At 70.2% G+C, this 22,643-nt stretch carries 23 protein-coding genes; 16 read left to right on the forward strand and 7 right to left on the reverse strand.

The window, feature by feature from the left end; genetic code table 11:
• Window positions 1-19 precede the first annotated feature (19 nt).
• The 5 genes from ACOGI9_RS11650 to phoU are packed head-to-tail and all read left to right on the forward strand — an operon-like array spanning window position 20 to window position 4,513.
• Window positions 20-1,285, forward strand: a complete 1,266-nt coding sequence (locus ACOGI9_RS11650; protein ID WP_419857287.1) for a sensor histidine kinase — start codon at window positions 20-22, stop codon at window positions 1,283-1,285.
• Window positions 1,272-2,201, forward strand: a complete 930-nt coding sequence (pstC, locus tag ACOGI9_RS11655) for a phosphate ABC transporter permease subunit PstC (RefSeq protein WP_419857288.1) — start codon at window positions 1,272-1,274, stop codon at window positions 2,199-2,201. Before ACOGI9_RS11650 ends, pstC begins: the two co-directional genes overlap by 14 nt.
• Window positions 2,198-3,082: a phosphate ABC transporter permease PstA gene (pstA, locus tag ACOGI9_RS11660; protein ID WP_419857289.1), complete on the forward strand. Its 885-nt coding sequence runs from the start codon at window positions 2,198-2,200 to the stop codon at window positions 3,080-3,082. Before pstC ends, pstA begins: the two co-directional genes overlap by 4 nt.
• Window positions 3,079-3,840 (forward strand): phosphate ABC transporter ATP-binding protein PstB, encoded by a 762-nt coding sequence (gene pstB, locus ACOGI9_RS11665; RefSeq protein WP_419857290.1) that lies wholly within the window; start codon window positions 3,079-3,081, stop codon window positions 3,838-3,840. Before pstA ends, pstB begins: the two co-directional genes overlap by 4 nt.
• A 4-nt stretch (window positions 3,841-3,844) precedes the next feature.
• The gene (gene phoU, locus ACOGI9_RS11670) at window positions 3,845-4,513 is read left to right on the forward strand and encodes a phosphate signaling complex protein PhoU (protein ID WP_419857291.1); all 669 of its coding nucleotides are present in this window, start codon (window positions 3,845-3,847) and stop codon (window positions 4,511-4,513) included.
• A 51-nt stretch (window positions 4,514-4,564) separates the two neighbouring features.
• Here the strand turns inward: phoU and ppk1 are convergent, their stop codons facing one another.
• Both ppk1 and ACOGI9_RS11680 read right to left on the reverse strand, forming a co-directional pair.
• On the reverse strand, window positions 4,565-6,874 hold the full coding sequence (gene ppk1 / locus ACOGI9_RS11675; protein WP_419857292.1) for a polyphosphate kinase 1: 2,310 nt from the start codon (window positions 6,872-6,874) through the stop codon (window positions 4,565-4,567).
• A 267-nt stretch (window positions 6,875-7,141) separates the two neighbouring features.
• Window positions 7,142-8,725 (reverse strand): HD domain-containing protein, encoded by a 1,584-nt coding sequence (locus ACOGI9_RS11680; RefSeq protein ID WP_419857293.1) that lies wholly within the window; start codon window positions 8,723-8,725, stop codon window positions 7,142-7,144.
• A 99-nt stretch (window positions 8,726-8,824) separates the two neighbouring features.
• Here ACOGI9_RS11680 and ACOGI9_RS11685 point away from each other — a divergent pair, with 99 nt between their 5' ends.
• Entirely contained in the window at window positions 8,825-10,144 is a 1,320-nt protein-coding gene (locus tag ACOGI9_RS11685) for an amidohydrolase family protein (RefSeq protein ID WP_419857294.1), read from the forward strand.
• Window positions 10,141-11,574, forward strand: a complete 1,434-nt coding sequence (locus tag ACOGI9_RS11690) for a glycosyltransferase (RefSeq protein ID WP_419857295.1) — start codon at window positions 10,141-10,143, stop codon at window positions 11,572-11,574. Before ACOGI9_RS11685 ends, ACOGI9_RS11690 begins: the two co-directional genes overlap by 4 nt.
• Here ACOGI9_RS11690 and ACOGI9_RS11695 read toward each other — a convergent pair.
• From ACOGI9_RS11695 to ACOGI9_RS11710, 4 genes are all read right to left on the reverse strand, one after another.
• On the reverse strand, window positions 11,473-12,759 hold the full coding sequence (locus ACOGI9_RS11695; RefSeq protein ID WP_419857296.1) for a glycosyltransferase 87 family protein: 1,287 nt from the start codon (window positions 12,757-12,759) through the stop codon (window positions 11,473-11,475). The two genes, ACOGI9_RS11690 and ACOGI9_RS11695, sit on opposite strands and share 102 nt — an antisense overlap.
• Before the next feature lie 59 nt (window positions 12,760-12,818).
• The gene (locus ACOGI9_RS11700; RefSeq protein WP_419857297.1) at window positions 12,819-13,130 is read right to left on the reverse strand and encodes a hypothetical protein; all 312 of its coding nucleotides are present in this window, start codon (window positions 13,128-13,130) and stop codon (window positions 12,819-12,821) included.
• Window positions 13,131-13,153: 23 nt separating this feature from the next.
• A complete protein-coding gene (locus ACOGI9_RS11705; protein ID WP_419857298.1) occupies window positions 13,154-13,528 on the reverse strand; it encodes a hypothetical protein in 375 nt (124 codons plus the stop codon).
• 166 nt (window positions 13,529-13,694) lie between these two features.
• Entirely contained in the window at window positions 13,695-13,838 is a 144-nt protein-coding gene (locus tag ACOGI9_RS11710; RefSeq protein WP_419857299.1) for a hypothetical protein, read from the reverse strand.
• A 663-nt stretch (window positions 13,839-14,501) separates the two neighbouring features.
• Between ACOGI9_RS11710 and ACOGI9_RS11715 the strand changes: the two genes are divergently transcribed.
• Together ACOGI9_RS11715 and ACOGI9_RS11720 are read left to right on the forward strand one after the other, a co-directional pair.
• Window positions 14,502-15,305: an SDR family oxidoreductase gene (locus ACOGI9_RS11715; protein WP_419857300.1), complete on the forward strand. Its 804-nt coding sequence runs from the start codon at window positions 14,502-14,504 to the stop codon at window positions 15,303-15,305.
• A 4-nt stretch (window positions 15,306-15,309) separates the two neighbouring features.
• The gene (locus ACOGI9_RS11720) at window positions 15,310-15,528 is read left to right on the forward strand and encodes a hypothetical protein (protein WP_419857301.1); all 219 of its coding nucleotides are present in this window, start codon (window positions 15,310-15,312) and stop codon (window positions 15,526-15,528) included.
• A gap of 31 nt (window positions 15,529-15,559) precedes the next feature.
• Here ACOGI9_RS11720 and ACOGI9_RS11725 read toward each other — a convergent pair whose 3' ends face one another.
• A complete protein-coding gene (locus ACOGI9_RS11725; RefSeq protein ID WP_419857302.1) occupies window positions 15,560-17,062 on the reverse strand; it encodes an OmpA family protein in 1,503 nt (500 codons plus the stop codon).
• A 151-nt stretch (window positions 17,063-17,213) separates the two neighbouring features.
• Between ACOGI9_RS11725 and pruA the strand changes: the two genes are divergently transcribed.
• The 7 genes from pruA to ACOGI9_RS11760 are packed head-to-tail and all read left to right on the forward strand — an operon-like array spanning window position 17,214 to window position 22,623.
• The gene (gene pruA, locus ACOGI9_RS11730; RefSeq protein ID WP_419857303.1) at window positions 17,214-18,869 is read left to right on the forward strand and encodes an L-glutamate gamma-semialdehyde dehydrogenase; all 1,656 of its coding nucleotides are present in this window, start codon (window positions 17,214-17,216) and stop codon (window positions 18,867-18,869) included.
• Window positions 18,866-19,858 (forward strand): META domain-containing protein, encoded by a 993-nt coding sequence (locus ACOGI9_RS11735; protein WP_419857304.1) that lies wholly within the window; start codon window positions 18,866-18,868, stop codon window positions 19,856-19,858. Before pruA ends, ACOGI9_RS11735 begins: the two co-directional genes overlap by 4 nt.
• Before the next feature lie 57 nt (window positions 19,859-19,915).
• Window positions 19,916-20,854 (forward strand): Phenylacetic acid catabolic protein, encoded by a 939-nt coding sequence (locus tag ACOGI9_RS11740; protein WP_419857305.1) that lies wholly within the window; start codon window positions 19,916-19,918, stop codon window positions 20,852-20,854.
• Window positions 20,851-21,312 (forward strand): metal-sulfur cluster assembly factor, encoded by a 462-nt coding sequence (locus ACOGI9_RS11745; RefSeq protein WP_419857306.1) that lies wholly within the window; start codon window positions 20,851-20,853, stop codon window positions 21,310-21,312. Before ACOGI9_RS11740 ends, ACOGI9_RS11745 begins: the two co-directional genes overlap by 4 nt.
• Window positions 21,309-21,557 carry a hypothetical protein gene (locus ACOGI9_RS11750; protein WP_419857307.1) on the forward strand — a complete coding sequence of 83 codons (249 nt, stop codon included), beginning with the start codon at window positions 21,309-21,311 and terminating at the stop codon, window positions 21,555-21,557. Before ACOGI9_RS11745 ends, ACOGI9_RS11750 begins: the two co-directional genes overlap by 4 nt.
• Window positions 21,554-22,378: a Phenylacetic acid catabolic protein gene (locus ACOGI9_RS11755; protein WP_419857308.1), complete on the forward strand. Its 825-nt coding sequence runs from the start codon at window positions 21,554-21,556 to the stop codon at window positions 22,376-22,378. Before ACOGI9_RS11750 ends, ACOGI9_RS11755 begins: the two co-directional genes overlap by 4 nt.
• Window positions 22,379-22,383: 5 nt before the next feature.
• Window positions 22,384-22,623, forward strand: coding sequence for a hypothetical protein (locus ACOGI9_RS11760; protein WP_419857309.1), 240 nt, complete (start codon window positions 22,384-22,386; stop codon window positions 22,621-22,623).
• Window positions 22,624-22,643 lie beyond the last annotated feature (20 nt).

Genomic DNA, 22,643 nt, shown 5'->3' on the forward strand with positions numbered 1-22,643 from the left:
GCTCGAGAGGACCCGCTCCGTGAGACTGGCGAACCGCTTCTTTCTGGCCGCCGCCGCGGTGCTCGTCGTGGCGTACTCCGCCGCCCGATCCCTCCTCCGGATCGACGGGACGGGCGTGGGGGTCGAGTTCGCCGTCCTCGGGGGCATCCTGCTCGTGCTGTGGCCGGTTGCCCGACGGCTGGCCCGCAAGACCGACCGGGAACTCGGAGAGGCGCGGGAAGCCGTCGACCGCATTCGCGACCGCGTGAAGGTCTCCGAACGCGAGTCCGGCGACCTGCGGGTGCTGTTCGACCGGCTGGACGATGGCCTCGCCTTCATCGACCGGGAAGGACTCGTGAGTCTCTGCAACCCCGCCTTCGAGCGCTGGGCCGGGCGCGATGTCGCCCCCGGGGCTCGAGTCGGCACGCTCTTCCGTTCTCCCGGCATCGCCGAGGCCGTGAGCGCCGCGCAGGGGGGAGAATCCACGACGGCGGAGGTGGAGCTCGGCGAACACACCGTGCTGATGTCGACCCGGCCACACCGGTCGGGCGCCATCATCGTACTCCACGACCTCACCGTCCTGCGGCGACTCGAGGGGGTCCGCCGGGATTTCGTGGCCAACGTGTCGCACGAACTCAAGACGCCGCTCACGAGCGTGGTCGGTTTCGCCGAGGCACTCGTCGAAGGAGGCATCGACGCGGATCAGGCAGGTGGGTTTGCCCGGCGCATCCTCTTCAATGCGACGCGCATGCGCTATCTGGTCGATGACCTGCTCGACCTGTCTCTCCTCGAATCGGGCAGCTGGAGCCCCGAGCCGGAGACGGTCTCGGTCGGGGCGATTGCCCGGGAGGCCTGGGAGACGCTCTCGCCGAAAGTGCGGGCGGACGACCTCGAGCTGCGCGTGTCGGGGACCGGGGAGTTCGCCTGGGCGGACCCGGATGCGGTACGTCAGGTCATGCGGAACCTGCTCGACAACGCGGCGCGCTACAGCGACGAGGATCCGGCCATCAGCGTGCGGGTCGCGTCGGATGGACGGTTCCAGCGCGTGGAAGTCTCCGACCGCGGGCCGGGGATCGCCTCCGTGCACGTCGAGCGCGTGTTCGAGCGCTTCTACCGGGTTGACCCGGCCCGTTCGCGCGCGCGGGGAGGGACCGGACTCGGGCTCGCGATCGTGAAGCACTTCGTCGAGGCGCACGGCGGCGAGATCGGGATCGAAAGCGCGCTGGGTCGGGGGACGACCGTGTGGTTCACGCTCCCGGACGCCGCCCGGAGACCGGACCGAGAGAGCGTCGATGTCCCGGCCTGACGGACGGCTGCGGCCTCATGGGCGGCTTCGAGCCGGCCGCAGCCGGTGGGGCGAGCGCCTGATCGGGGCGCTGCTCTTCGGCTGTGGCGCGGTCTCGATCCTGACGACCGTCGGGATCGTCGTGGTACTGCTCACCCAGTCGCTCGGCTTCTTCACCGAGGTGTCCCCCCTCGAGTTCCTCGCCGGCACGCGCTGGTCTCCGGATCCGGCTCCGCGGTCTTTCGGGATTCTCCCGCTCCTGAACGGCACGCTCCTCGTCGCGGGGGGGGCGGCGCTCGTCGCGCTCCCGGCGGGCCTGGCGACGGCGATCTACCTCAGCGAGTACGCGTCGAGACGGACGAAGCGGATCGTCAAACCCGCGCTCGAGATCCTCGCGGGCATTCCGACCGTCGTCTACGGCTATTTCGCCGTCGTCTTCGTGACCCCGATTCTGCGGGCCGTCTTCCCGGGCGCCGGAGTCTTCAGTGCCGCGAGCGCCGCCGTCGTCGTCGGCATCATGATCCTCCCCATGGTCTCATCCCTGTCCGGGGATGCCCTGAGCGCAGTGCCCCGTTCGCTGCGGGAGGCCGCGTACGGCCTCGGCGCCACCCGGCTCGAGGTGTCGACGCGTGTCGTTGTGCCGGCCGGCCTCCCCGGGATCGCGGCCAGCTTCATCCTGGCCGTCTCGCGCGCGGTCGCCGAGACGATGGTCGTGACGCTGGCCGCCGGCGCGACGCCGCGGATGACGCTGGACGTGCTCGAAAGCGTTCAGACGATGACGGCGTATATCGTACAGGCGAGCCTGGGCGACGCACCCTCCGGGACCATCGAGTACCGCGCCCTCTTCGCCGTCGGCCTGGTCCTGTTCTTCATCACGCTGGCCCTCAACCTCGTGAGTCGGCGCATGGCGACCCGATTCCGCGAGAGTCCCACGTGAGCTCCCCGTCCGGACAGCTTCGAGGCGGCCGTTTCGAACCGCGCGTCGAGGCCCGGCGCCGCGCGGGCATCCGGTTCAAGTGGCTGTGCCGCTTCGCGGTGGCGTTCGGCATCGCGTCGCTCCTGGTCCTCCTCGTGAGCACCCTCACGGTCGGGATTCCGGCGCTCTCGCCCGACTTCCTTGCGAACGATCCGTCGCGCTTTCCCGAACGCGCGGGGATCCGATCCGCCATCCTGAGCAGCGCGTGGATGCTGGCGCTGGTGGCGGCGATGTCCTTTCCGCTCGGGGTGGGTGCCGCACTCTACCTCGAGGAATACGCGCCCCGGAACCGCCTCACGAGGCTGCTGCAGACGAACATCGCGAATCTGGCCGGCGTGCCGTCCATCGTGTACGGCCTCCTGGGCCTGGCGGTGTTTGTCCGCTTTCTCGCGCTGGAACGGAGCCTCCTCACCGGGGCGGCGACGCTGTCTCTGCTCGTGCTCCCGCTCGTCATCATCGCGGCCCGCGAGGCGATCCGCGCGGTGCCCGGCTCGCTGCGGGCGGCCGCGTACGCGCTCGGCGCCACGCGCTGGCAGGCGATCCGGCATCACGTGCTTCCGGCGGCCATGCCCCGAATCCTCTCGGGGACGATTCTCAGCCTTTCCCGCGCGGGGGGAGAGACGGCCCCGCTTCTCGTCATCGGGGCCTTCACGTTCACCGCGTTCGATCCCGTCTCGGCCACGGACCCGTTCACGGCCCTCCCGGTCCAGATCTTCAACTGGACGACGGAACCGCAAGGGGAGTTCCGCGCGCTGGCGGCAGGAGCCATAGTTGTACTCCTGGGGGCACTGTTGCTGATGAACGCCGCCGCGGTCCTGATTCGAAACCGATACGAGAGGTGATCGTGCCGTCGGATGCGGTCCTCGAGACCATCGGACTCGGCGTCCGCTATGGCGAGACGCGCGTGATCGAAGACATCTCGCTCCGGATACCGGAGCGGCGGGTGGTGGCCTTCATCGGACCGTCAGGCTGCGGGAAGAGCACACTCCTGCGCTGCTTCAACCGACTGAACGACCTCGTGCCGGAGGCCCGCCTCACCGGGCAGGTGCTGTTTCGGGGCCGGGATCTGTACGGGCCGGCGGTCGATCCGGCGGATGTGCGGCGCTCGATCGGGATGGTGTTCCAGAGGCCGAACCCCTTTCCGAAATCGATCTTCGAGAACATCGCGTTCGGGCTGCGGATCAACGGCTTCAAGGACGACATCCGCGATCGCGTGGAGGTTTCGCTGCGGGCGGCGTCGCTGTGGGACGAGGTGAGCCACCGGCTCGACGCGGACGCCCTCGGCCTCTCGAACGGACAGCAGCAGCGGCTCTGCATCGCCCGGGCGCTGGCGGTCGAGCCGGAGGTGCTCCTCATGGACGAACCGGCGAGCGCGCTCGATCCGATCGCGACGGGCCGCATCGAAGACCTCATCGGGAGTCTGCGCGGGGACTACACCATCGTCATCGTGACGAATAACATGCGGCAGGCCGCCCGCATCAGCGACGACACCGCCTTCCTCTACATGGGCGAACTCGTCGAGTACAAGGAGACGCAGCGCTTGTTCACCAACCCGGAGGACCGACGAACCGAAGACTACATCACGGGTCGGATGGGCTAGCGCAGTGTCCTTCAGGCAGTTCGACGACCGGCTCGACGATGTCACGCGCACGCTCCACCGGATGGCGCATGACATCGAGCAACTCGTTCAGCGGGCCATGGCGCTCGTGGGCCAGCCGGCCGTGGATGCGGAGCCGATCCGGGAAGCGGACGACGCGATCGACCGGGCCGAGGTGGAGGTCGAGGAATCCACGGTGGAGATCCTCGCGCTCCACCATCCGGTCGCGAGCGACCTCCGGGTACTCGTCACGGTCCTCAAGATCAACAACGACCTCGAGCGGATCGGCGACCACGCGGTGAACATCGCCGAAGCGGCCGAGCGGCTGGCGCGAGCCGAGAAGAAGGTGCCGATCCCGCCCGAACTGGACGAGATGAGCCGCATGGCGAGGGCGATGCTGCGGGACGCGCTCGACGCGTTCGCGCATCGGAACGCGGAGGACGCCCGGTCCGTGATCGCGCGGGACGACCGGCTGGACCAGCTCCAGGATTCGCTGAGCCGGGTGATGATCACCCATATGCCGGACTACAACCTGTCGGCGTGCCTGCAGGTCATCCTCATCGGGCGAAACCTCGAGAGGATCGGGGACCTGGCGACGAACATCGGGGAGGATGTCGTCTACATGGTCCAGGGAATCACGATCCGGCACCAGGAGAGCTCACCGGACCCCGCCTAGCGCCGTGGCTGCGCTTGGCGCAGCGGTCGCCCGTGCGTCGCCCGGCCTGGGTCAGTGCGAGGCGCTCCAGTGATCGTCCACCTTGCGGCGGCGCTTCCGGACCGCTTTCAGCATCCGGCTCTGGTAGTCGATGGGACGCGCGTCCGGCGCGGGCTCGCACAGCACGTACTCTCCCGTCGGCCGCAGTTCCCAGGCGCGCTGATTGTCGCGGAGGGCGAAGCGCAGGGTCTTGCGCAGGCGCTTCCGGATCCGCTTGTCGCGGACGGGCAGCAGCACCTCGACGCGGTTGTCGAGGTTTCGGCGGCGCCAGTCCGCGCTCCCGATCCACACCTCGGGGCTCCCGTCGTTCTCCCACCAGAAGATCCGGTCGTGCTCCAGGAACCGTCCGACGATGCTGCGCACCCGGATGTTCTCGCTGAAGCCGGGGATCCCGGGGCGGAGCCGGCACTGGCCGCGGATGATGAGGTCGACCTTCACGCCGGCGGCGGACGCGGCGTAGAGGGCGCGGATCATCTTCGGGTCGTCGAGACCGTTCATCTTCATGATCATGCGGCCCTTCCGGCCGGCCTCGACGTGCGAGATCTCGCGCTCGATCCGGGCGGTGAGGGCCTGTCGCAGATCGCGGGGAGCCACGATGAGTTCCTCGTACTGCTGGTCGGGGGCGTATCCGGTCAGGTAATGGAACAGGTTCACCGCGTCGCGGCCGATTTCCGGGCGCGACGTGAGGATCCCGAGGTCCGCGTAGATCTGCGCGGTCTCGGAGTTGTAGTTGCCGGTGCCGATGTGGCAGTAGGTGCGGATCTCGTCCCCTTCCTCGCGGACCACGAGGGCAACCTTCGCGTGCGTCTTCAGCCCGACGAGCCCGTACGTCACGTTGACGCCGGCCTCCTCCAGCACGGACGCCCACTCCATGTTGTCGGCCTCGTCGAAGCGGGCCGTGACCTCCACGAGCACGGCGACCGCCTTGCCCGCCTCGGCCGCCCGCACCAGCGCGGCGATGATCCGGGAGTGCTCCGCCGTCCGGTAGAGCGTCTGCTTGATGGCCACGACCGCGGGGTCCGCGGCGGCCTCCTCGATGAACCGCTGCACCGTCGCGGTGAAGGACTCGTACGGATGGTGCACCATGAGATCCCCGGCACGAATCACCGTGAAGATGTCGGGACGGTCCTCCGTCTCGCCTTCGCGGATCAGGCGGGGCGGGATCATCGGCTCCCAGGGTTCGTGCCGGTGCTCCCAGGGGCCCTCGGCCGCGATCTGCCAGAAACCCGACATCTCGAGCAGGCCCGGGATCTCGTACAGGTCTTCCTCGTCCAGTTCGAGCTGGCGAACCAGGAACTGTCGCACGTCGTCGGGCATGCCCGGCTCCACCTCCAGGCGAACCACGCGCGCGAAGCGCCGCTCGCGGATCTCCTCGGAGATCATCTGCAGGAGGTCGTCCGCCACCTCTTCGTCCCGGGCCACGTCCGCGTTCCGGGTGACGCGGAAGAGCGAAGCGCTCTCGATCTTCATCCCCCGGAAGAGTTCGTCCGCGAAGTGCCGCACGACCTGCTCGACGGGGACCACGTGCCCGCTCTCCGGGAGTTCGACCCAGCGCAGCGCCGTGGGGATCTTCACCCGGGCGAAGTGGCGGGTCCGGCGTTCCGGGTGCTCGAGCATGAGGGCGAGCGAGAGGCTCATGTTGGACAGGAAGGGGAACGGGTGCCCCGGGTCCACGGCCAGCGGCGTGAGGACCGGATAGATCCGATCCGCGAACACGCGGCGCACGTGCTCGCGTTCCTCGTCGTTCAGGTCCTCGAAGTCGCGCACGGCGATGTCGAGTTCCGCCGCGAGGCGCGGCCGGAGGTCGCCCTCCCAGACCTCGGCCAGCCGCGTCCGCATGGTGCGGACGCCCTCGCGCACGAGGTCCAGCTGTTCGGCGGGCCCCAGGCCGTCCGGCGACGGTTTCACCACGCCCGCGCCGAGCACGCGCTTGAGGCCGCCGACCTGCTTCATCACGAATTCGTCGAGGTTGTTCTCCGTGATCGCGAGGAAGCGGAGGCGCTCCAGCAGCGGCGTCCGCTCGTCCATGGCCTGGTAGAGCACACGCCAGTTGAAGTCCAGCCAACTGAGTTCCGCGTTGAAATAGAGCGACGGGTGGCTCGGCTTCGCGCCGTCGGGAACAGGGTTCGGGGCTACGGCGCGCGGGAGCACCGGGACGCCCCCCACGCGGTGGCCGACCCGCGGGCCGGACGGACGCGGCGTGGGATCGGCGCCGTTCTCCGGGGCCGGCGAGATCTCGACGGGCGGCGCGGCCTCGGGCGTCGGGGTCTCGCGGGTCGGGGTCTCGCGGGTCGCGGCGTCCGGCGTCGGAGGGGGGTTCACGGCGGCGGAGCGGGACGACGCCGTCGGGGAAATCCCGGCGGGACGGCGGCTGCCGTGGTGGACCCACGACCGACGCGACGTCTCGTTCGAAGTCTCGTTCGACTCGGTTGACATGCGGCTCCCCGCCACTTTCTTCCGGCCACCTCGCGGGCCGTTTGCGAACACAGGGCCTGTATTATAAGCCCCGCACCCCCGGTCCCGCTCGTTTCGGGCGCCTCAGTCGGTGGGAGGCCAGGTCGGATCGGTCCGGTGGGAGGCCAGGTCGAGTCAGTCGGAGGCCAGGTCGAAGGTGACGTACGGTTCGAGGCCGAAGATGCGGGCGAAGAGCTTCCCCTTCTTGCGTAGCGCCCACTGCTCGAGGAGCAGGCTTCCCCTCCGCTCGAGACGGAGTTCGAGCCTGTGCTCGTGCACGCGCGCCTCGATGCTCTGCACGCGCTGCAGGTGCTCGCGGTCCAGCGAGTCCGCGATGCGCAGGAGGGCGGCGAGCCTCTCCACCCGTTCGCGGTCGGGAGGACCCAGGTCGCGGTACAGGTAGTGGCTGCGGCGCGGTTCGGCTCGCCGGTGGTAGCGCGCGACCAGGGCGACGAGCGGGAGCTCGTTCGGCGCGATGCCCGGGATCTCGCTGTGAAGGATCAGGTAGAGGGAGTGCTTGTGGTGTTTCGCATAGGAGATGTGCTGCCCGATGTCGTGCAGGATCGCCCCCGCCAGCAGAATCCGCCGGTCGCGCGGTTCGAGGCCGTGGACCTCGGTGAGCTGGTCGAACAGGGAGAGGGACAGCGACGCGACGTGCCGCCCGTGATCCTCGTCGAAGAGGTATCGGCGCCCGAGCGTGAGCGCTCCTTCGTGGACGATCCGCTCCAGCCGCCCGAAACCGGCGCCGCTCGTCAACTCGTCGACGAGGTCGAAGAGCACGCCCTCCTTCACGCCGACTCCGGGGACGAGGATCTCGTCGGCTCCCGCGAGTTCGGCGACGCGGTCGTACACGATCGCGGCGGGGAGAATCACGTCCGCCCGGTCTTCGCGCAGACCCAGCCGGCCGATGCGCTGGCTGTAGGAGAGGCGGGAGAACTCCTCGATCGCCATGGCGAGTTCGGCCCGCGTGATGCGGCGGGTGCCGTCGGCGGCGCCGTGACCCGCGAGGCGCGCGAGTTCCTCGATATTGCCGCCGGTGGCGATGAGCTGCACCGGCGTCCAGTGCTTGCTCGCGTGCGGAATGCGGAGCGTGGCGGCGTATTCCGCGAGCAGATTCGCGAAGTGCGCGGGCGCATCGTCCGCCCCCGTGAGTTCCTCGAGCAACCGGACCGATCCCATGCGGTGCGACTGGCTCCACATGATCCCGGACCGATCCGCCAGCGACACCTCGACGCTCCCGCCGCCGAGATCCACGAGCATCCACTTGGCGTCGCCGAGATCGAACCGCTGCTTCACGGACGTCCACACGAGCCGCGCCTCATCCGTGCCGGAGATGAGATCGAGCCGGATTCCCGCCTCCGCTTCGACGCGGCGGACGAGATCCGCGCCGTTGCGGCTCTCCCGAACCGCGCTCGTGGCCACGGCGCGCACATGCTCGACGCCCAGGCGGTCGATTTCCTCCCGGAAGCGCCGGAACCCCTCTACGGTCCGGTCGATGGCGGAAGGCGACAGTTCCCCGGTGAGGAAGGCCGAACGTCCCAGCCGGACCGGGACCCGCTCCGACGCCAGTTCCACGTAACGGTCCGGGTCGCTGAACTCGGCCGCGACGAAGCGGAACGCGTTCGACCCCACGTCGATGGCGGCGACGCGCAGCGGGAACGGAAGCGGCTCCCGGCCCTGGGCGGCCCCGCGTGGCAGTGGTGGCGTCGTAAGCTGCATCGGGGGCAACGTAGCCGAATCGATGGCGGCGCGCTCCTGTTCACGACCCGCGGCCGGAGTCATCTTGGTGGCTTACGGTCAAGATCCCGGAGGTGCCCAATGTCCGCCATCGCTGCAGCCGCCACCGCGTCCCGACGCTTCCGAGTCGCCCGCAATGTGGGCGTCCTGCTCGCCTGCCTGGCCTCCGCGACGCCCGCGGCCGGCCAGAGCGTGGCGGTCGCCTTCACCGGCGCCTCGGTGATCGATCCGGGGACTGGCGGCGTCCTCTCGAACGCGACGGTCGTCGTGCGGGAAGGCGTCATCGTGTCCGTGACGGAGGGGGGCGAGGCGCCCGCCGCGGCGCGCACGATCGACCTCGGCGGCCGCTTCCTCGTTCCGGGCCTGATCGACGCCCATGTCCACATCGGGACGCTCGAGGCGGCTCGCCGGGCCCTGCTCTCCGGAGTCACGACGGCGCGCAGCATGGGGGCGGGGTTCTTCGCCGACGTCGGCCTGCGGGAACTGTTCCGGAGCGGGGGCTTCGACGGCCCGGAGATCCTCGCCGCGGGCTACCATGTGCGGCCCCGCCCGGCCGAGGGACTCTTCCTCGATGAGCCGGGACTCGGCGATCTCCTCGGGCGCGACGTGCGCGGCTCCGAGGCGATGGGGCGGGTGGCGCGCGCGATGCTCGATCGCGACGTGGATTTCATCAAGGTCAACGCGACCGAACGCGCCGGCCTGCCGGAGACCGACCCCCGCAAGCCGTTCTTCACGGAGGCCGAACTGTCGGCGCTGGTGGCGGAGGCCTCGCGCGGCGGCGTCCCCGTGGCCGCGCACGCGCACGGAGACCGCGGTGGCCGGGCGGCCGTCGCGGCCGGCGTGCGAAGCATCGAGCACGGAACGTATCTCCGCGACGAAACGCTCCGCCTCATGCGGGAGCGGGGCACCTACCTGGTGCCGACGATCGCCGTCGTGTCCGATCTCACGGTCCCGGGCGGCGACTACGACGATCCGGTGCTCCAGGTGCGCGGCCGGCACATGCTCCCCCGCGTCCGGGAGACGGCGGCGGCGGCCCACGCGCTCGGAGTCCCGCTCGTCGCCGCCACGGACACCGGCTACGGGTCCGGGAGCGTCCTCCGCATGAGCCACGAACTGATGGAGTTCGTGGGCATCGGGATGAGCGAACTCGATGCGATCCGGGCCGCGACCACGGTGGCGGCGGAGTTGCTCGGCATCGCGGACCGGACGGGACGGGTCGCGGCGGGGTTCGAGGCGGATCTTCTCGTCCTCGACCGCAACCCGCTCGATGACATCGGCCAGTATCAGGATGTGCTGTTCGTGATGAGCGACGGCGTGATCGCGCTCGACCGGCTCGACTTCCGCGCGGATGTAATCGGGGCGGATCGAATCGGGACGGAGGAGACCGGGACGCGGCCATGAGCGAGGTCGCACCACTGGCGTACCTGGCGCTCCTCGCGCTGCTCGCCCCCTTCGGGGCGCACCGGCTGCGCCTGCTCTGGCTGCGACTGCGCCGGCCCGCACGCGTGGAAGCGCACGCCTGGGACGGCCCGCTCCCGGTCGTCACCGTACAACTGCCCGTCTTCAACGAAGCCAACGTCGTCGAACGGCTCATCGACGCCGCCTGCCGCCTCCGCTACCCGGCGGACCGCCTCGAAATCCAGTTGCTCGACGACTCCGACGACGAGACGGTGGCGATCGCGGCGCGGCGGGTGCGCGAATGGCGGGCCCGCGGGATCGACATCCGGCATGTGCGGCGGGGATCCCGCGAAGGGTTCAAGGCCGGCGCGCTCGCCCACGGCGTATCCCTCGCCCGCGGCGACTTCCTGCTGGTGCTGGACGCGGATTTCGTTCCGCCCCCGGAGTTGGTTCGGGAGTTGCTCCCGCCGTTCGCGGACCCCGGCGTGGGGGCGGTGCAGGCGGCCTGGGATCACCTCTCGCCCGACGCGAGCTGGCTGACGCGAGCCCAGGCGCTCTTCCTCGACGCGCACTTCGCCATCGAGCACGAAGCGCGATACCGCGCCGGCCTCTTCTTCAACTTCAACGGCTCCGGCGGAATGTGGCGCAAGGCGTGCGTGCAGTCGGCGGGGGGTTGGCAGAGCGACACGCTGACCGAGGACGTCGACCTCAGCTACCGCGCCCAGCTCGCGGGCTGGCGTTTCGTGTACCGGGACGACGTCCGGGTCCCCGCCGAGCTGCCGGCGAGTCTGCGCGCGGTGGAGATCCAGCAGAGCCGGTGGACGCAGGGCGGCATCCAGAGCGCACGGAAGCTGCTGCCGCGGATCTGGCGCGCCCCCGTGCCGGCGGCGATCAAGTTCGAGGCGACGGCCCATCTCGTGGGACACGTCGTCCATCCGCTGACGCTCACGATGGCGGCGGCGCTCGCGGGGGCCGGGTGGGCGACGGCGACCGGCTTCGGCCTCCCGGCCGCCGTTCATGTCGCCGCCGTGCTCCTCGCCACCGTCCCGTTCGTGCTCTTCTACGGGTCCGCCGGGTGGATCCGCCGGCGCGGACGCCTCGGGCGCCGCATCGTCGAAGCCCTGCTCCTGGGGCTGGGGCTCGGCGTGCCTCTCACCTTCGCGGTCGCGCGGGCCTGCCGCGGGACGCGAACCCCCTTCGTCCGCACGCCGAAACGCGGCTTCCAGCCCGTCGTGGCGTACCGGGTCCGGCTCTCGAGTGGGCCCGCGCTCCTGCGCCTGGCGCTCGCCGCGGCGCTCGCCGGCGCCGTCGTGAACACGGCACTCGTCGGGTCACCCGCCGTCCTGCCCTTCACCGCCCTCTTCGCCGCGGGTTACGCCCTCACGACGCGCGAGTCCCTGAGAACCCCGCCCGCGCCAGCCATCCCAGGCTAGGAGGGCCAGCGGCGGCCCGTGGATCAGCCACGTCAGCCAGGCGGGCTCCGGCCACGCCCCGGTGGCGAGGTAGGCACCCCTCCCGGCGTAGGCGAGAAACACGGTTCCGCTGAACAGAAGCCATCCCCGGCTCGCCGAGAGGCAGGCGAAGGGAAGCACCCAGAGCAGATACCACGGGTGGAGGGTCGGAGAGAGGAGGAGGGCGGCGCCGATCGTCCACAGGAGGGCGCGCTCCAGCGGCCAGCGGCGGAGCGCGGCGCGCAGCGCGATGGCGCCGACGATCGACGCGCCGATCCACTTCGCGAGGTCGGGGTGCCCCGGCAGCCGTTCGAGCACCCGGTAGAGGCCGCCGTTGAACGCCCAGATGTCCGCGTACGTCCGCAGACCGTCGAAGAGGGCCGGCCCCGCGCCGACATAGGGCACATAGAGAAGGAGGGGCACGAGGGCGGCGGCGGCGAGCGCCCCGGGGCCGCGCAGTCGGAAGAGAGCGGGGAGCGCGGCGAGCGGGGCGAACTTCACCGCGGCGCCGAGCCCCAGGAGGGCGCCGGACCGCCACGCCGGAACCGCCGCGCTGCCGGCCAGCGCGACGGCGCCCAGCATGGGCGCGACCCCGAGCGGATCCAGATGCCCGCTCCAGGCCACTTCGACGACGACGAGCGGAGACCAGAGATAGAGCAGGAGCGGGAGCACGCTCCGGCCGGACGAAAGCCGGTCGATGAGTCGCGCGACCAGCAGATCGGCCGCGAGCCACCCCAGCTTGAAGATCCACCACGCGGGGCCGGCGGAGGCCAGGAGCGCGAATACGATCTGAGCCGCCGGCGGGTAGATCGTGGACACGTCCGCGTGATTGATGAGCGGCCACCACGCGGTGCGCAGCTCCTCGAGCGCTGCTGCCGAGGGGGGATGCGCGTAGGGATTCACTCCGTTGGACTGAACCCAGCCGTCCCACATGTACCGGTAGACGTCCTCGGACAGGGCGGGCGCCGAGGGAAAGACGCCCGCTCGAAGGGCGATCCCGGCGGTCCAGACGTGCCGGCGGATCGAACCCGCCCGGCGCGGCGCGGCGGCGTAGCGGGCCGCGCAGAGATAGGCCGCGAACGCCGCGACCCACAGCGGAATCGCCGGCCAGGGAGTCCCGGACCCACCCCAGGCCATGCCCCAGAGCGCCGCCGCCTCGACGGCCACGAGCAGCCAGAGCCAGCCCGGCCGACCTGCGCCTGTGTCAGCGGGTGACCCCGCCGACGTCACCGCCGGGCCGAACTGAAGAGCTGTTGCAACATGGGCTCGGGGAGTTCGGCGGCCCGCTCGACGACGCGCGCCACCGTTTCTTCCATGATCACCGGAGCCGTGTCGTACTTCTCGTCGTCGAGCCGGAAGGAGAGCCAGCCCCGGACGAGGTCTTCGGCGACCGGTTCGGCGATGACGAGGATCTTCCACCGCCGTTCCCCGTCGTCGAGGCTGCCGATGGCCGTCTCCTGGCCCGCTTCGTCCCACATCCGCAGTTGGGGGCGTCCTTCCTCGGCGCTGTCGGCTGCGTCGTACTGATCTTCAGGCATCCGTCCTCCGATTCGACCGCGATTCAATCGGTCTCCGGGGCCTCCTCCTCCTCCGAACGCTGCCGCCACAGGCCCATCAGGTACGCTTCATACTCCTCGGGGGCAGCTTCGTAGTCGCGGCGCCACGTCTCGAAATCGGGCAACGGCACGCTCTCCCGGAGTCGCTTGGTCGCGAGTCGGACCATCGTCTGGAACCCCAGGCGCTCCTGGCCGAACGCCTGCGCGCGGGCTTCCTCTTCCACGATCTCGTAGATGCGTTCTTCGGACAGGGAGAGGAATACTTCGGTGAGTTGAGCCGAGCAGTAGTCGGCGTATTTGGCCCGCAGGACGCCTTCGTCGGACTCCGATCCCCTCTCGGCATCCCGACCGGGCGCTGGACGCTCCGTATCGGAGGACACGGCTATACTCGGCTCGCAATCGCTGGCCAACCCCTCACCTCCCCGCTCACCACTCCCTGCGCGATGTAGCCCCGGGTGGGACGGGCGTCAACGGTTGGCAAGCCTCGGCCGGGATCGCGGGTCCGCGGCGGAATCCGCGCCGACGCGAGCTCGCCGGCCGTTTCGTTCAGCGGTGTCTCGAGGCGGGGGTCTTGAGTTCTTCGAAGATGATTCGGCGGGCCAGCACGTACTGAATGGCACGCTCGAGGAACTCGGGATCTCGCTGGCGCACGGCCTCCACATCAGCGGCAAGTTCCTTGGGGAGATCCACGACGACGTTGACGAGGCTACAGTCGGATGATGCCATCATAGTCAGGGGCACACTCGCAAGAAAATTCGAGGGTTTCGCTCTCTGTATCCGAACGGACGCCGGAGGTCCGCGGCAATCAGGGGCCGTGCATTTCCCGTCGCGCTTTGAGGATAGGATCGACGTTCCCGCCCCTGCAAGCGGACGACCCGTTCGCCCGGGGATCGGCGGATTGGGTAGTGAGGTCGTAACAATTTGTGTTGTAGCGTATTACGTGACTGTTGAATGATCGTCCAAAACTCCCGATCACGTGTGGATTGTGCCGCTAATCCGCGGCGTGGCGGCGGCACTCGCGTGCGGCGTTCATGCATGTTACATGCGGTGATGAACGGGCTGTGGCGACAGCTCGAAGGAACCGGATCGCGCATGATTTTTTTCAAAAAATATGGATTGCCGCCGATCCGCGGCCCGCTCGCCGGATGCGTCGCCGTTGGGGGTCCGGCAGCCCTGGCGAGCCCCGCCGCGCCGGCGTTCGAGCGGCGCCGACGCCGGGTTTTCCCCCCCACATTCGGAGGGTGCCGGACCGTGCGACCCGGGGGGCGGGCGGCTATGCTGTGCGCTCCACCTCCCGGGGGCGACCGAGACCGGGAGGATGGCCCTGTAACGGACCGCAACGGAGGGATACGAGTGACGGATTCTGCGCCCGGCGCGTTGATTCTTGGAGCCTCGAGCGGCTTTGGCGAAGCGGCGGCGCTCGCCTTCGCGGAAGCCGGCTACGACATCTACGGGATACACCTGGACCGGAGAGCGGGGCTCGCGCACGTCGGAGAGATTCGGGCGCGGATCGAGTCGCGCGGACGGCGCGCGCTGTTCTTCAACGTGAACGCGGCCTCCGCGAAGAAGCGCGACAGGGTGCTGGACGAAATCGCGGAAGGCGCCGGGCCGGGTTCGGTTCGCGTGCTGATGCACTCTCTGGCCTTCGGAACCCTGCTCCCCTTCGTGCCGGACGACGCGGCCGGGATGAGTCCGGAGCAGATGAACATGACGCTGGACGTCATGGCCCATACGCTGGTCTACTGGACCCAGGGGCTGCTCGAACGCGGCCTGATGGGCGAGGGCGGGCGGATCTTCGCCATGACCTCCTCCGGGGGCGACCGCGTGATCCCTTCCTACGGCGCCGTCTCGGCGGCCAAGGCCGCGCTCGAATCGCACTGCCGTCAACTCGCGCTCGAACTCGCGACGAGGGGCATCACCGTGAACTCGATCCGCGCCGGCGTGACCGATACGCCCGCCCTCCGCAAGATCCCCGGCGCGGAACACATGATCGCCGAGGCCGCGGCCCAGAACCCCCACGGGCGACTCGGAACCCCGGAAGACGTGGCGCGGTGCATGGTCGCGCTCGCCGCGCCGGAAACGGGGTGGATGACGGGAAACACGATCCGGGTGGACGGCGGCGAGGACTTCGTCGGCTCCCGGCCGCCCGGGGACTAGCGTCGTGGACGCCCGGCGGCTGGCCGGACCGGTGGCGGAGGTGGCCCGCGAGATCGTCGCCGACGAGGTGGAGTACTGGCGGAGCGAGATCACCCGACCCTGGCGGACCGGACGGCCCGGCCGCTGGGCGGAGGTCGGCCGCTGGATCGGGACCGGCCTCGCGGTGGGAGCGGCGGTGTGGGGCGTGATCGCCGCGGTTCAGGCGGAGCGCTCCCGGGACTGAGGGTCGCGATGCCGCCCCGCCGCGGCTCGCGTCAGTTGCCGGGCAGGGTGAGGACGATCTCGATCCGGCGGTTCCGGGCGCGTCCCTCCTCCGTCTCGTTGCTCGCGATCGGGCGCTCCTCGCCGAGGCCGGCGGCTTCGACCCGCGAGGACGGGATGGGCACCCGGGCGAGCAGATGCTCGCGCACGGCGATGGCCCGCCGCTGACTCAGCGCCTGATTCCCGCGCGTCCCGCCCTGCGCGTCGGTGTGCCCCTCGATCCGCAGGGTCGCCCCCGGAAAGGTCGTGATGACGCGCTGCACCTTGGTGAGCAGGGGGTACAGCGCCTCGTCGATCTCGGCCCGCGCGGGTTCGAAGGTGAGGCCGAACAGCCGCAGGACGAGCCGGTCTCCCGTGAGCAGGACTTCCCCTTCCGACGGCGTGAAGAGGCCCTGGACTTCGCGCAGCCGCGCCTCCCGCTCGCGGACCGCGAGCAACTCGTCCCGGGCTCCCGTGAACCGCCGTTCGAACTCGGCCAGGCGGTCCTCCAGCGAGGCCAGCCGGCTGCCGAGTTCCGACGTCCGCGCGCGTTCGTCCGCCAACTCGGCGCCCAGCCGCTCGTTGTCCGCCCGGAGCCGGGAGATGGCCCCCTCGATGCGCGCGGTCGTTTCGCCGGCATCGCTCCGGAGGGGCTCCACGTCCGCGGCTTCCGCAAGGCGTGCCAGGTCCGCCTCATGTCCGTCGAGCAATCGTTCGACCGTCACCTGGCGCCGGCGCACGCTGTCGAACAGAGCGGCAATGCGGTGCGCGCGGGAGAAAGCGGCGAACGCGGCTTCTCCGGACCGCGCCGGCCCCTCCACCGGAGCGAGGATCTCGATCGCCGCTTCCGCGCGCGCCAGGTGCGCCTCGCCCGCATCGAACGCGCTCGGGGCCAACTCGCTCGCCCCCGCGTTCATGGCGGCGGCGCGCGCCTGGACCGCCGCTCCCAGAAACTCGTCGCGCCGCGCGGCCCGGGTCGCCCGCCGGTAGAGCACGGTCGCGCGGCCCGTTCGCACGGCGACGTCTTCCATGTCCTCGCGCTCCAGGCGGCGGCCGGCCGCTTCCAGTTCCGCTTCGGCCCTCGCCCATCCTTCGCCCGCCCGCGTCACGGCTTCGGAGGCGCGGGCCTCGTCCCGGGCCGCGAGCACCTCCTCGAAGTGCGGTCGGCCCGCGGCCGCGATGCGCTCCGCCTGGGCGAGCCAGCGTTCGGCTTCGTCCAGCAACTCCTCGAACCGGTCGTCCCGCCGGCCGTCCCGCAGACGACGCGACGCGTCCTCCAGCCGGTCCGCGGCGTCCTCGAACGAAGACGGCGCGAGGAGGTAGACCACGTTCTCGCGGGCCTGGCCGAGGCGAGCTTCGAGGGCCCGCAGCGAACCCGCGCCTTCCTGGGCGGCGGCCGGACCCGGACACAGGAAGAGGAACGCGACGAGTACGGCCTCGACGAGTCCGCCGAACCGCCGCCGGCCCGCCTGTCGCGGGCCCGGCCGGGCTGCGAGCCTGTGCCTGACAAAAGCCATGTTTTCCGTGCTCTTCCCCATCGGCAAGCAAACGAATCCGGCGCACGTCCACTGCACGATACGAAGTGAACCGGGCACCTTTCAATCTCACTCCCGGGCCGCCAGATTGCGCCTCCCTTCGCGAAACATATTCACCCAGGGGGATCCCTTCATGAAACCACCTGTCGCCGAGGCTCCGCAGGGCGCAGATCCCGGAATTCCACGTCCCGGCAACGAACCTGTCTACGACTACGCCCCGGGCAGTCCCGAACGGGCCGCCCTCAAGGAGGAGTTGCGCCGCCAGCGGGGCGAAGTCGTCGAAATCCCGCTGATCATCGGCGGACGCGAGGTGCGGACGTCGAAGACCTTCGACGTGACGATGCCGCACGACCACGGCCACGCGCTGGCCCGCTGTCACATCGCCGGGGCCGACGAGGCGCAGGCCGCCATCGACGCCTCGCGCGCGGCCTGGGCGGAGTGGTCGAACTGGGCCTGGGAGGACCGCGCCGCGGTTCTCCTCCGCGCCGCCGAACTGCTCGCCGGCCCCTGGAGGATGAAGCTCAACGCCGCGACCATGCTCGGGCAGAGCAAGACGGCGTTCCAGGCCGAGATCGACTCCGCGTGCGAGATCGTCGATTTCTGGCGCTTCAACTCCTTCTTCGCGGGGCGCGTGCACGCGGAGCAGCCGGTCTCCGGGCCGGGCGTGCGAAACCGCATGGACCACCGCCCGCTCGAGGGGTTCGTCTACGCGATCAGCCCGTTCAACTTCACGGCCATCGGGGCCAACCTGACGACATCCCCCGCGCTCATGGGAAACGTCGCGGTCTGGAAGCCCTCGACCACCGGCGTGCTCGGGTCCTGGTACGTGATGAAGCTCCTCGAAGCGGCGGGGCTCCCGCCGGGCGTGATCAACTTCATCCCGGGCGTCGCTTCGGAGATCAGCGATGTCCTGCTGTCGAGCCCGGAACTCGGCGGCATCCACTTCACCGGTTCGACCGGCACCTTCCAGCATCTCTGGAAGTCCGTCGCGCGGAACGTGGAGAACTACCGCGCCTATCCGAGACTCGTCGGCGAGACGGGAGGGAAGGACTTCATCGTCGCGCACGAGAGCGCGGACCCGCAGGCGCTCGCGGTCGCGATCGTGCAGGGCGCCTTCGAGTACCAGGGACAGAAGTGCTCGGCGACCTCGCGCGTGTACGTGCCCGACACGATGTGGGAGGACGTGCGGGACCGGGTCGTCGCGATGACCGGCGAACTTCGCATGGGCGACCCGGCGGACTTCCGCAACTTCCTCGGCGCCGTGATCGACCGGCCGGCGTTCGACCGCATCAAGTCGTACATCGACTACGCGCACGAATCGGGCGACGCGCGCGTCCTCGCCGGCGGCGGCTGCGATGACAGCCGGGGCTACTTTATCGAACCCACCGTGGTCGAAGCCGACGATCCCGGGCACCGGCTGATGTGCGAGGAGATCTTCGGCCCGGTCGTCACCCTGCATTCGTACCGCGCGTCGGACTGGGAATCCACGCTCGCCCTGGTCGACGGGACCTCGCCGTACGCGCTCACGGGCGCGGTGTTCGCGCGCGATCCGGAGGCCCTCCGAAGCGCGGGCGCGGCGCTGCGGAACGCGGCGGGGAACTTCTACATCAACGACAAGCCCTCCGGCGCGGTGGTCGGCCAGCAGCCCTTCGGCGGCGCCCGCGCGAGCGGCACGAACGACAAGGCCGGATCGGTGCTGAACCTCGTGCGCTGGGTCTCCCCGCGGACGATCAAGGAGACCTTCGATCCGCCCACCGACTACCGGTATCCCTTCATGGAGGCGGAGTGAAGAGGGGCGTTTGGCTGCTGGTGGCCGCGGGCGCGGCCGTCGGGTGCGGCGACGAGCCCGAGGTCAACAGCCGGGAGGTGTTGGAGAACGCGACGTACCTCACGCTGGACGGCGGCGAGATCACGCTCGCGGCGGGAGCGACGATCGGTCCGGACAACGTGCGGTACGAACTCCTCCTCACGGCCGACGGCGATCTCGATTTCGATTCGGACATCGACGCGGTCGCCGTGCTCGCGGCGGATCACGGGCGGGAACGGTTCCTGACCCTGCATGCCGTGCTGAGGGACGGCGATGAGATGCGGGACGTGTCCGCGCGCCTCATTGGAGACCGGATCGAAGTCCACCGGGCGGAGGTTCTCAGCGGCATGATCCGGCTGAACGTCCGGATTCGCAGGCCGGGCGACCCGGTCACGGTCCGCCCGTCGGTCGACCGGACCCCCTACTTCGCGCTCACGAATCGTGGACTGACCTCGGTCACCGTCATCGATGTCGCCGACGGGGAGGACGCGCGGGCCGATGGCGCCGAGGCGGGTGCCGGGAACGGGACGACGGCGGCCGCGCCCGCGCTGCGCACGCACGAATGGGTGCTCGAGTCGTTCGACAGCGGGGACTGGAGCGCGAACGTGCGCGCGCTGCGCGAACCGGTGACGCTCAGGTTCCGGGCGCAGCCGCGCGACGCCGCGGACGTCACCGGGGACCTGGCGGGGTTCGCGGGCTGCAATCGGATCTTCGGGAGCTTCCGGGTGCATGAGGCGGAGGCCCTGCGCTTCTACGGCGTGACGGCCATGCGAAGGCTCTGCCGGGATCGGGAGGCGGACTTCGAGCAGCGGTTTCTCGAGGCGCTTCGTTCCGTGCGGGCGTTCCGGGTCGAGGGCGACGGGATGACGCTCGCGCTGAACGGCGGCGCGATTCGTTTCCGCGCCGGACGGCCGCTGGTCCCGGACGCGCCCGGCTCGGCCCCGGACCCGCCCGGCGCGAGTTCAATGTAGATTCACGGTTCGCCCTCCGGGTGGAAGACCCGGCCTGGGCGGGAGAGGCGCGACGGTATGGGACGTTTCACAGACGAGGAACTGCAGCGGAAGGTGCAGGAAGGGTTCATCGTCGAGTCCGAAGAGGACATGACGGAGACCTACAAGCGGGCGCTGATCACGCAGCTCACCGTCCAGGGCGACACGGAACTGATCAGCGCGCCGGCCTACTTCATGGCCGCCCGCGACGCTCCGTCCACGAACACGATGGTCTCGGCCACGGCGATCATCCAGGACGAACTGGGGCACGCGAACATCGCCTACCGCCTGCTCGAGGATCTCGGCGTGGACCGCCACTGGCTGCTCTACGAGCGGGAGCCCGCCCACTTCAAGCACCCCTACGGCTTCGACCAGCCGCTGATGAACTGGGCCGAGCTGGTGTCGGCGAACGCGCTCTACGACCGGGCCGGGATCACGCTGCTGGGCGACGTACACCGCAACACGAGCTACGGGCCGCTCAAGCGCGGCCTCGTCAAGGTGAGCATGGAGGAGAACTTCCACCTGCGGCACGGCGAGGTCTGGATCCGCCGCTTCGCCGAGGCGGGGGGCGCCGCGAAGGAAGCGGTGCAGCGAACGCTCGACTGGATGTTCCCGATGGGCGTGGAGTGGTTCGGGATGCCGGACGACCGGAAGCACCACAACGCGCAGCTCGACTTCCGCCTCAAGGGGATGACGAACGACCAGCTCCGCCGGACCTGGCTCAAGGCGGTCGTGCCGCTGTGCGAGGAGCTGGGGTACGACCTTCCGGCGCAGTACGACGCCGATACGGACGAAGTGGAGCTGACCTACGAGCTTCCCTGCCAGTACGACCCGGAGGCGCGACGCTGGCTCTTCAACGAGACGATCACCTGGAAGCAGGTGTTCGAGCGCTGGAAGGCGCGCGGCCCGATGAACGAGCAGTACGTCGATTCGCTGCGGAGAAGCCGATTCGCGGTCGAGCGGCTGCTCGCGGCATGAACGCCGACGCCCCGGCTCGCGGCGTGGCGCGCCCGCGGTACCTCCCGCGGTACGAGGCCGGCATGGATTTCGGCGCCGTGCTCCGCGAGACGCGGGGCGGACGGGAACTGCCGCCCCCTCCCGCGTTCGCCGAACCCGCCGCGGACCTCGCGGAACGGGCGCGCCGGGCGCTGTACGAGGTCGCGGATCCGGAATTCCCGATTTCGATCGTCGACCTGGGGCTCGTGCGCGGCGTCGAGGGGGACGAGGAGGCCGGGTCCGTCACCGTTCACCTCACCTTCACGGCCACCGCCTGCCCCTGCATGGACTTCATCGAATGGGACGTGCGGCAGCGCCTGCTGGAACTCGAGGAAATCCGGCAGGTCGAGATCGTGACCGGGTGGGATCCCCCGTGGACGACGGCCGCCATCTCCGCGCGCGGACGGAGGCTGCTGCGCTCGGTCGGAGTCGTCACGTGAGCGGGAACGGACAGGTGTACGAGGTGTTCGCGCGCAAGAAGAGGGCGGACCGCTTCGAGCACGTGGGCGCGGTGTCCGCCCCGAACGAGCAGTTGGCGCGCGTCTACGCGTGGCAGACGTACGACGAGGCGAAGTGGTTCGAGATGACCGTCGCCCCGCGCGATGCGTTCGCGGCGGTGAACCGGCCGCAGGCCCCGTTCACGCTCGGCGATCCGGGCGGCCGGGCGCCGGCGGATTCGCGATGACGGAGAGCGGCTTCCGGTCGGCGGAGGACCTTCCGGAGGGAGTGTCCGGGCACCTCGCCAACCTCATCCTCGCCCTCGCGGACAACAAGCGGCTGCTCGGCATCCGCTACTCGGACTGGATCCTCGGGGCGCCCTCCGTCGAGGCCGGCATCGCCTGCTCCGCCATGGCGCAGGATGAGTGGGGGCACGCCCGCATCCTCTATGCGATGCTGCGCGACTTCGGCCACGATCCGTCCGCGCTCGAGCACGAACGGTCGTCCGACGAGTACCACAGTTCCGAACTGCTCGACCGGGACGTCGCATCGTGGGAGGAGTTCCTCGCGCTCAACTTCCTGTGGGACACCGCCCTTTCGGTCCAGTTCGAGATGCTGGTCGAGAGCCGCTACGAGCCGATCCACTACAAGGTGCGCAAGCTGCTCGAGGAAGAGCGGTTCCACTTCGATCACGGACAGGGGTGGACCTCCCGTCTGCTGAGCGCCGAGGGCGGGCGGGCGGCGCTGGCCGAAGCCTTCGGAGCGGCATGGAACGCGTGTCTGCGCGGGTTCGGCCCCGACGACGACCCGCTCAGCGGGACGCTCGCCGCGCACGGAATCGTGCGGCGGGATGCGGCCGGGGCGCGGGCGCGCTGGCTGGAACGGGTGGGCCCGGTCGCCGCGGAGACCGGCCTGGCGCGAGACGCCGGATCGGAGTGGGTCAGCACGCGCGAACCCGTCTGGGAGGACCACTGGCTCGCGCGTCGACGGGCGGTGGAGGGCGGCCCCGACGAAGACTCCCTCGCCCGGGTGCGGGGCGACCGCAACCGGGAACTCCTGATGGACTGACGTCCATGTCCGATGGCACGAAGCACGATGGCACGAAGCACGACAGCGCGAGAGGCGGTGCCCCGTCGGAGCGGTCGCCGCTCGACGATCCGGTCGAGTCGTCCGGCATGCCGGCATCCGTCCCCTGCCCCTTCTGCGACTCGGACGACTCCGATCCGTTCGCGACCTTCGGAGGGCAGGCCTCGACGGCCCAGTACTACTGCAACGCCTGCCGAACCGTGTTCGAGGCCGTGAGGTGGCGCTGAACTGGTAGCGCTCGAGCCCG

This window comes from Candidatus Palauibacter irciniicola (assembly GCF_965208695.1).
Classification (GTDB): Bacteria; Gemmatimonadota; Gemmatimonadetes; order Palauibacterales; family Palauibacteraceae; genus Palauibacter; species Palauibacter irciniicola.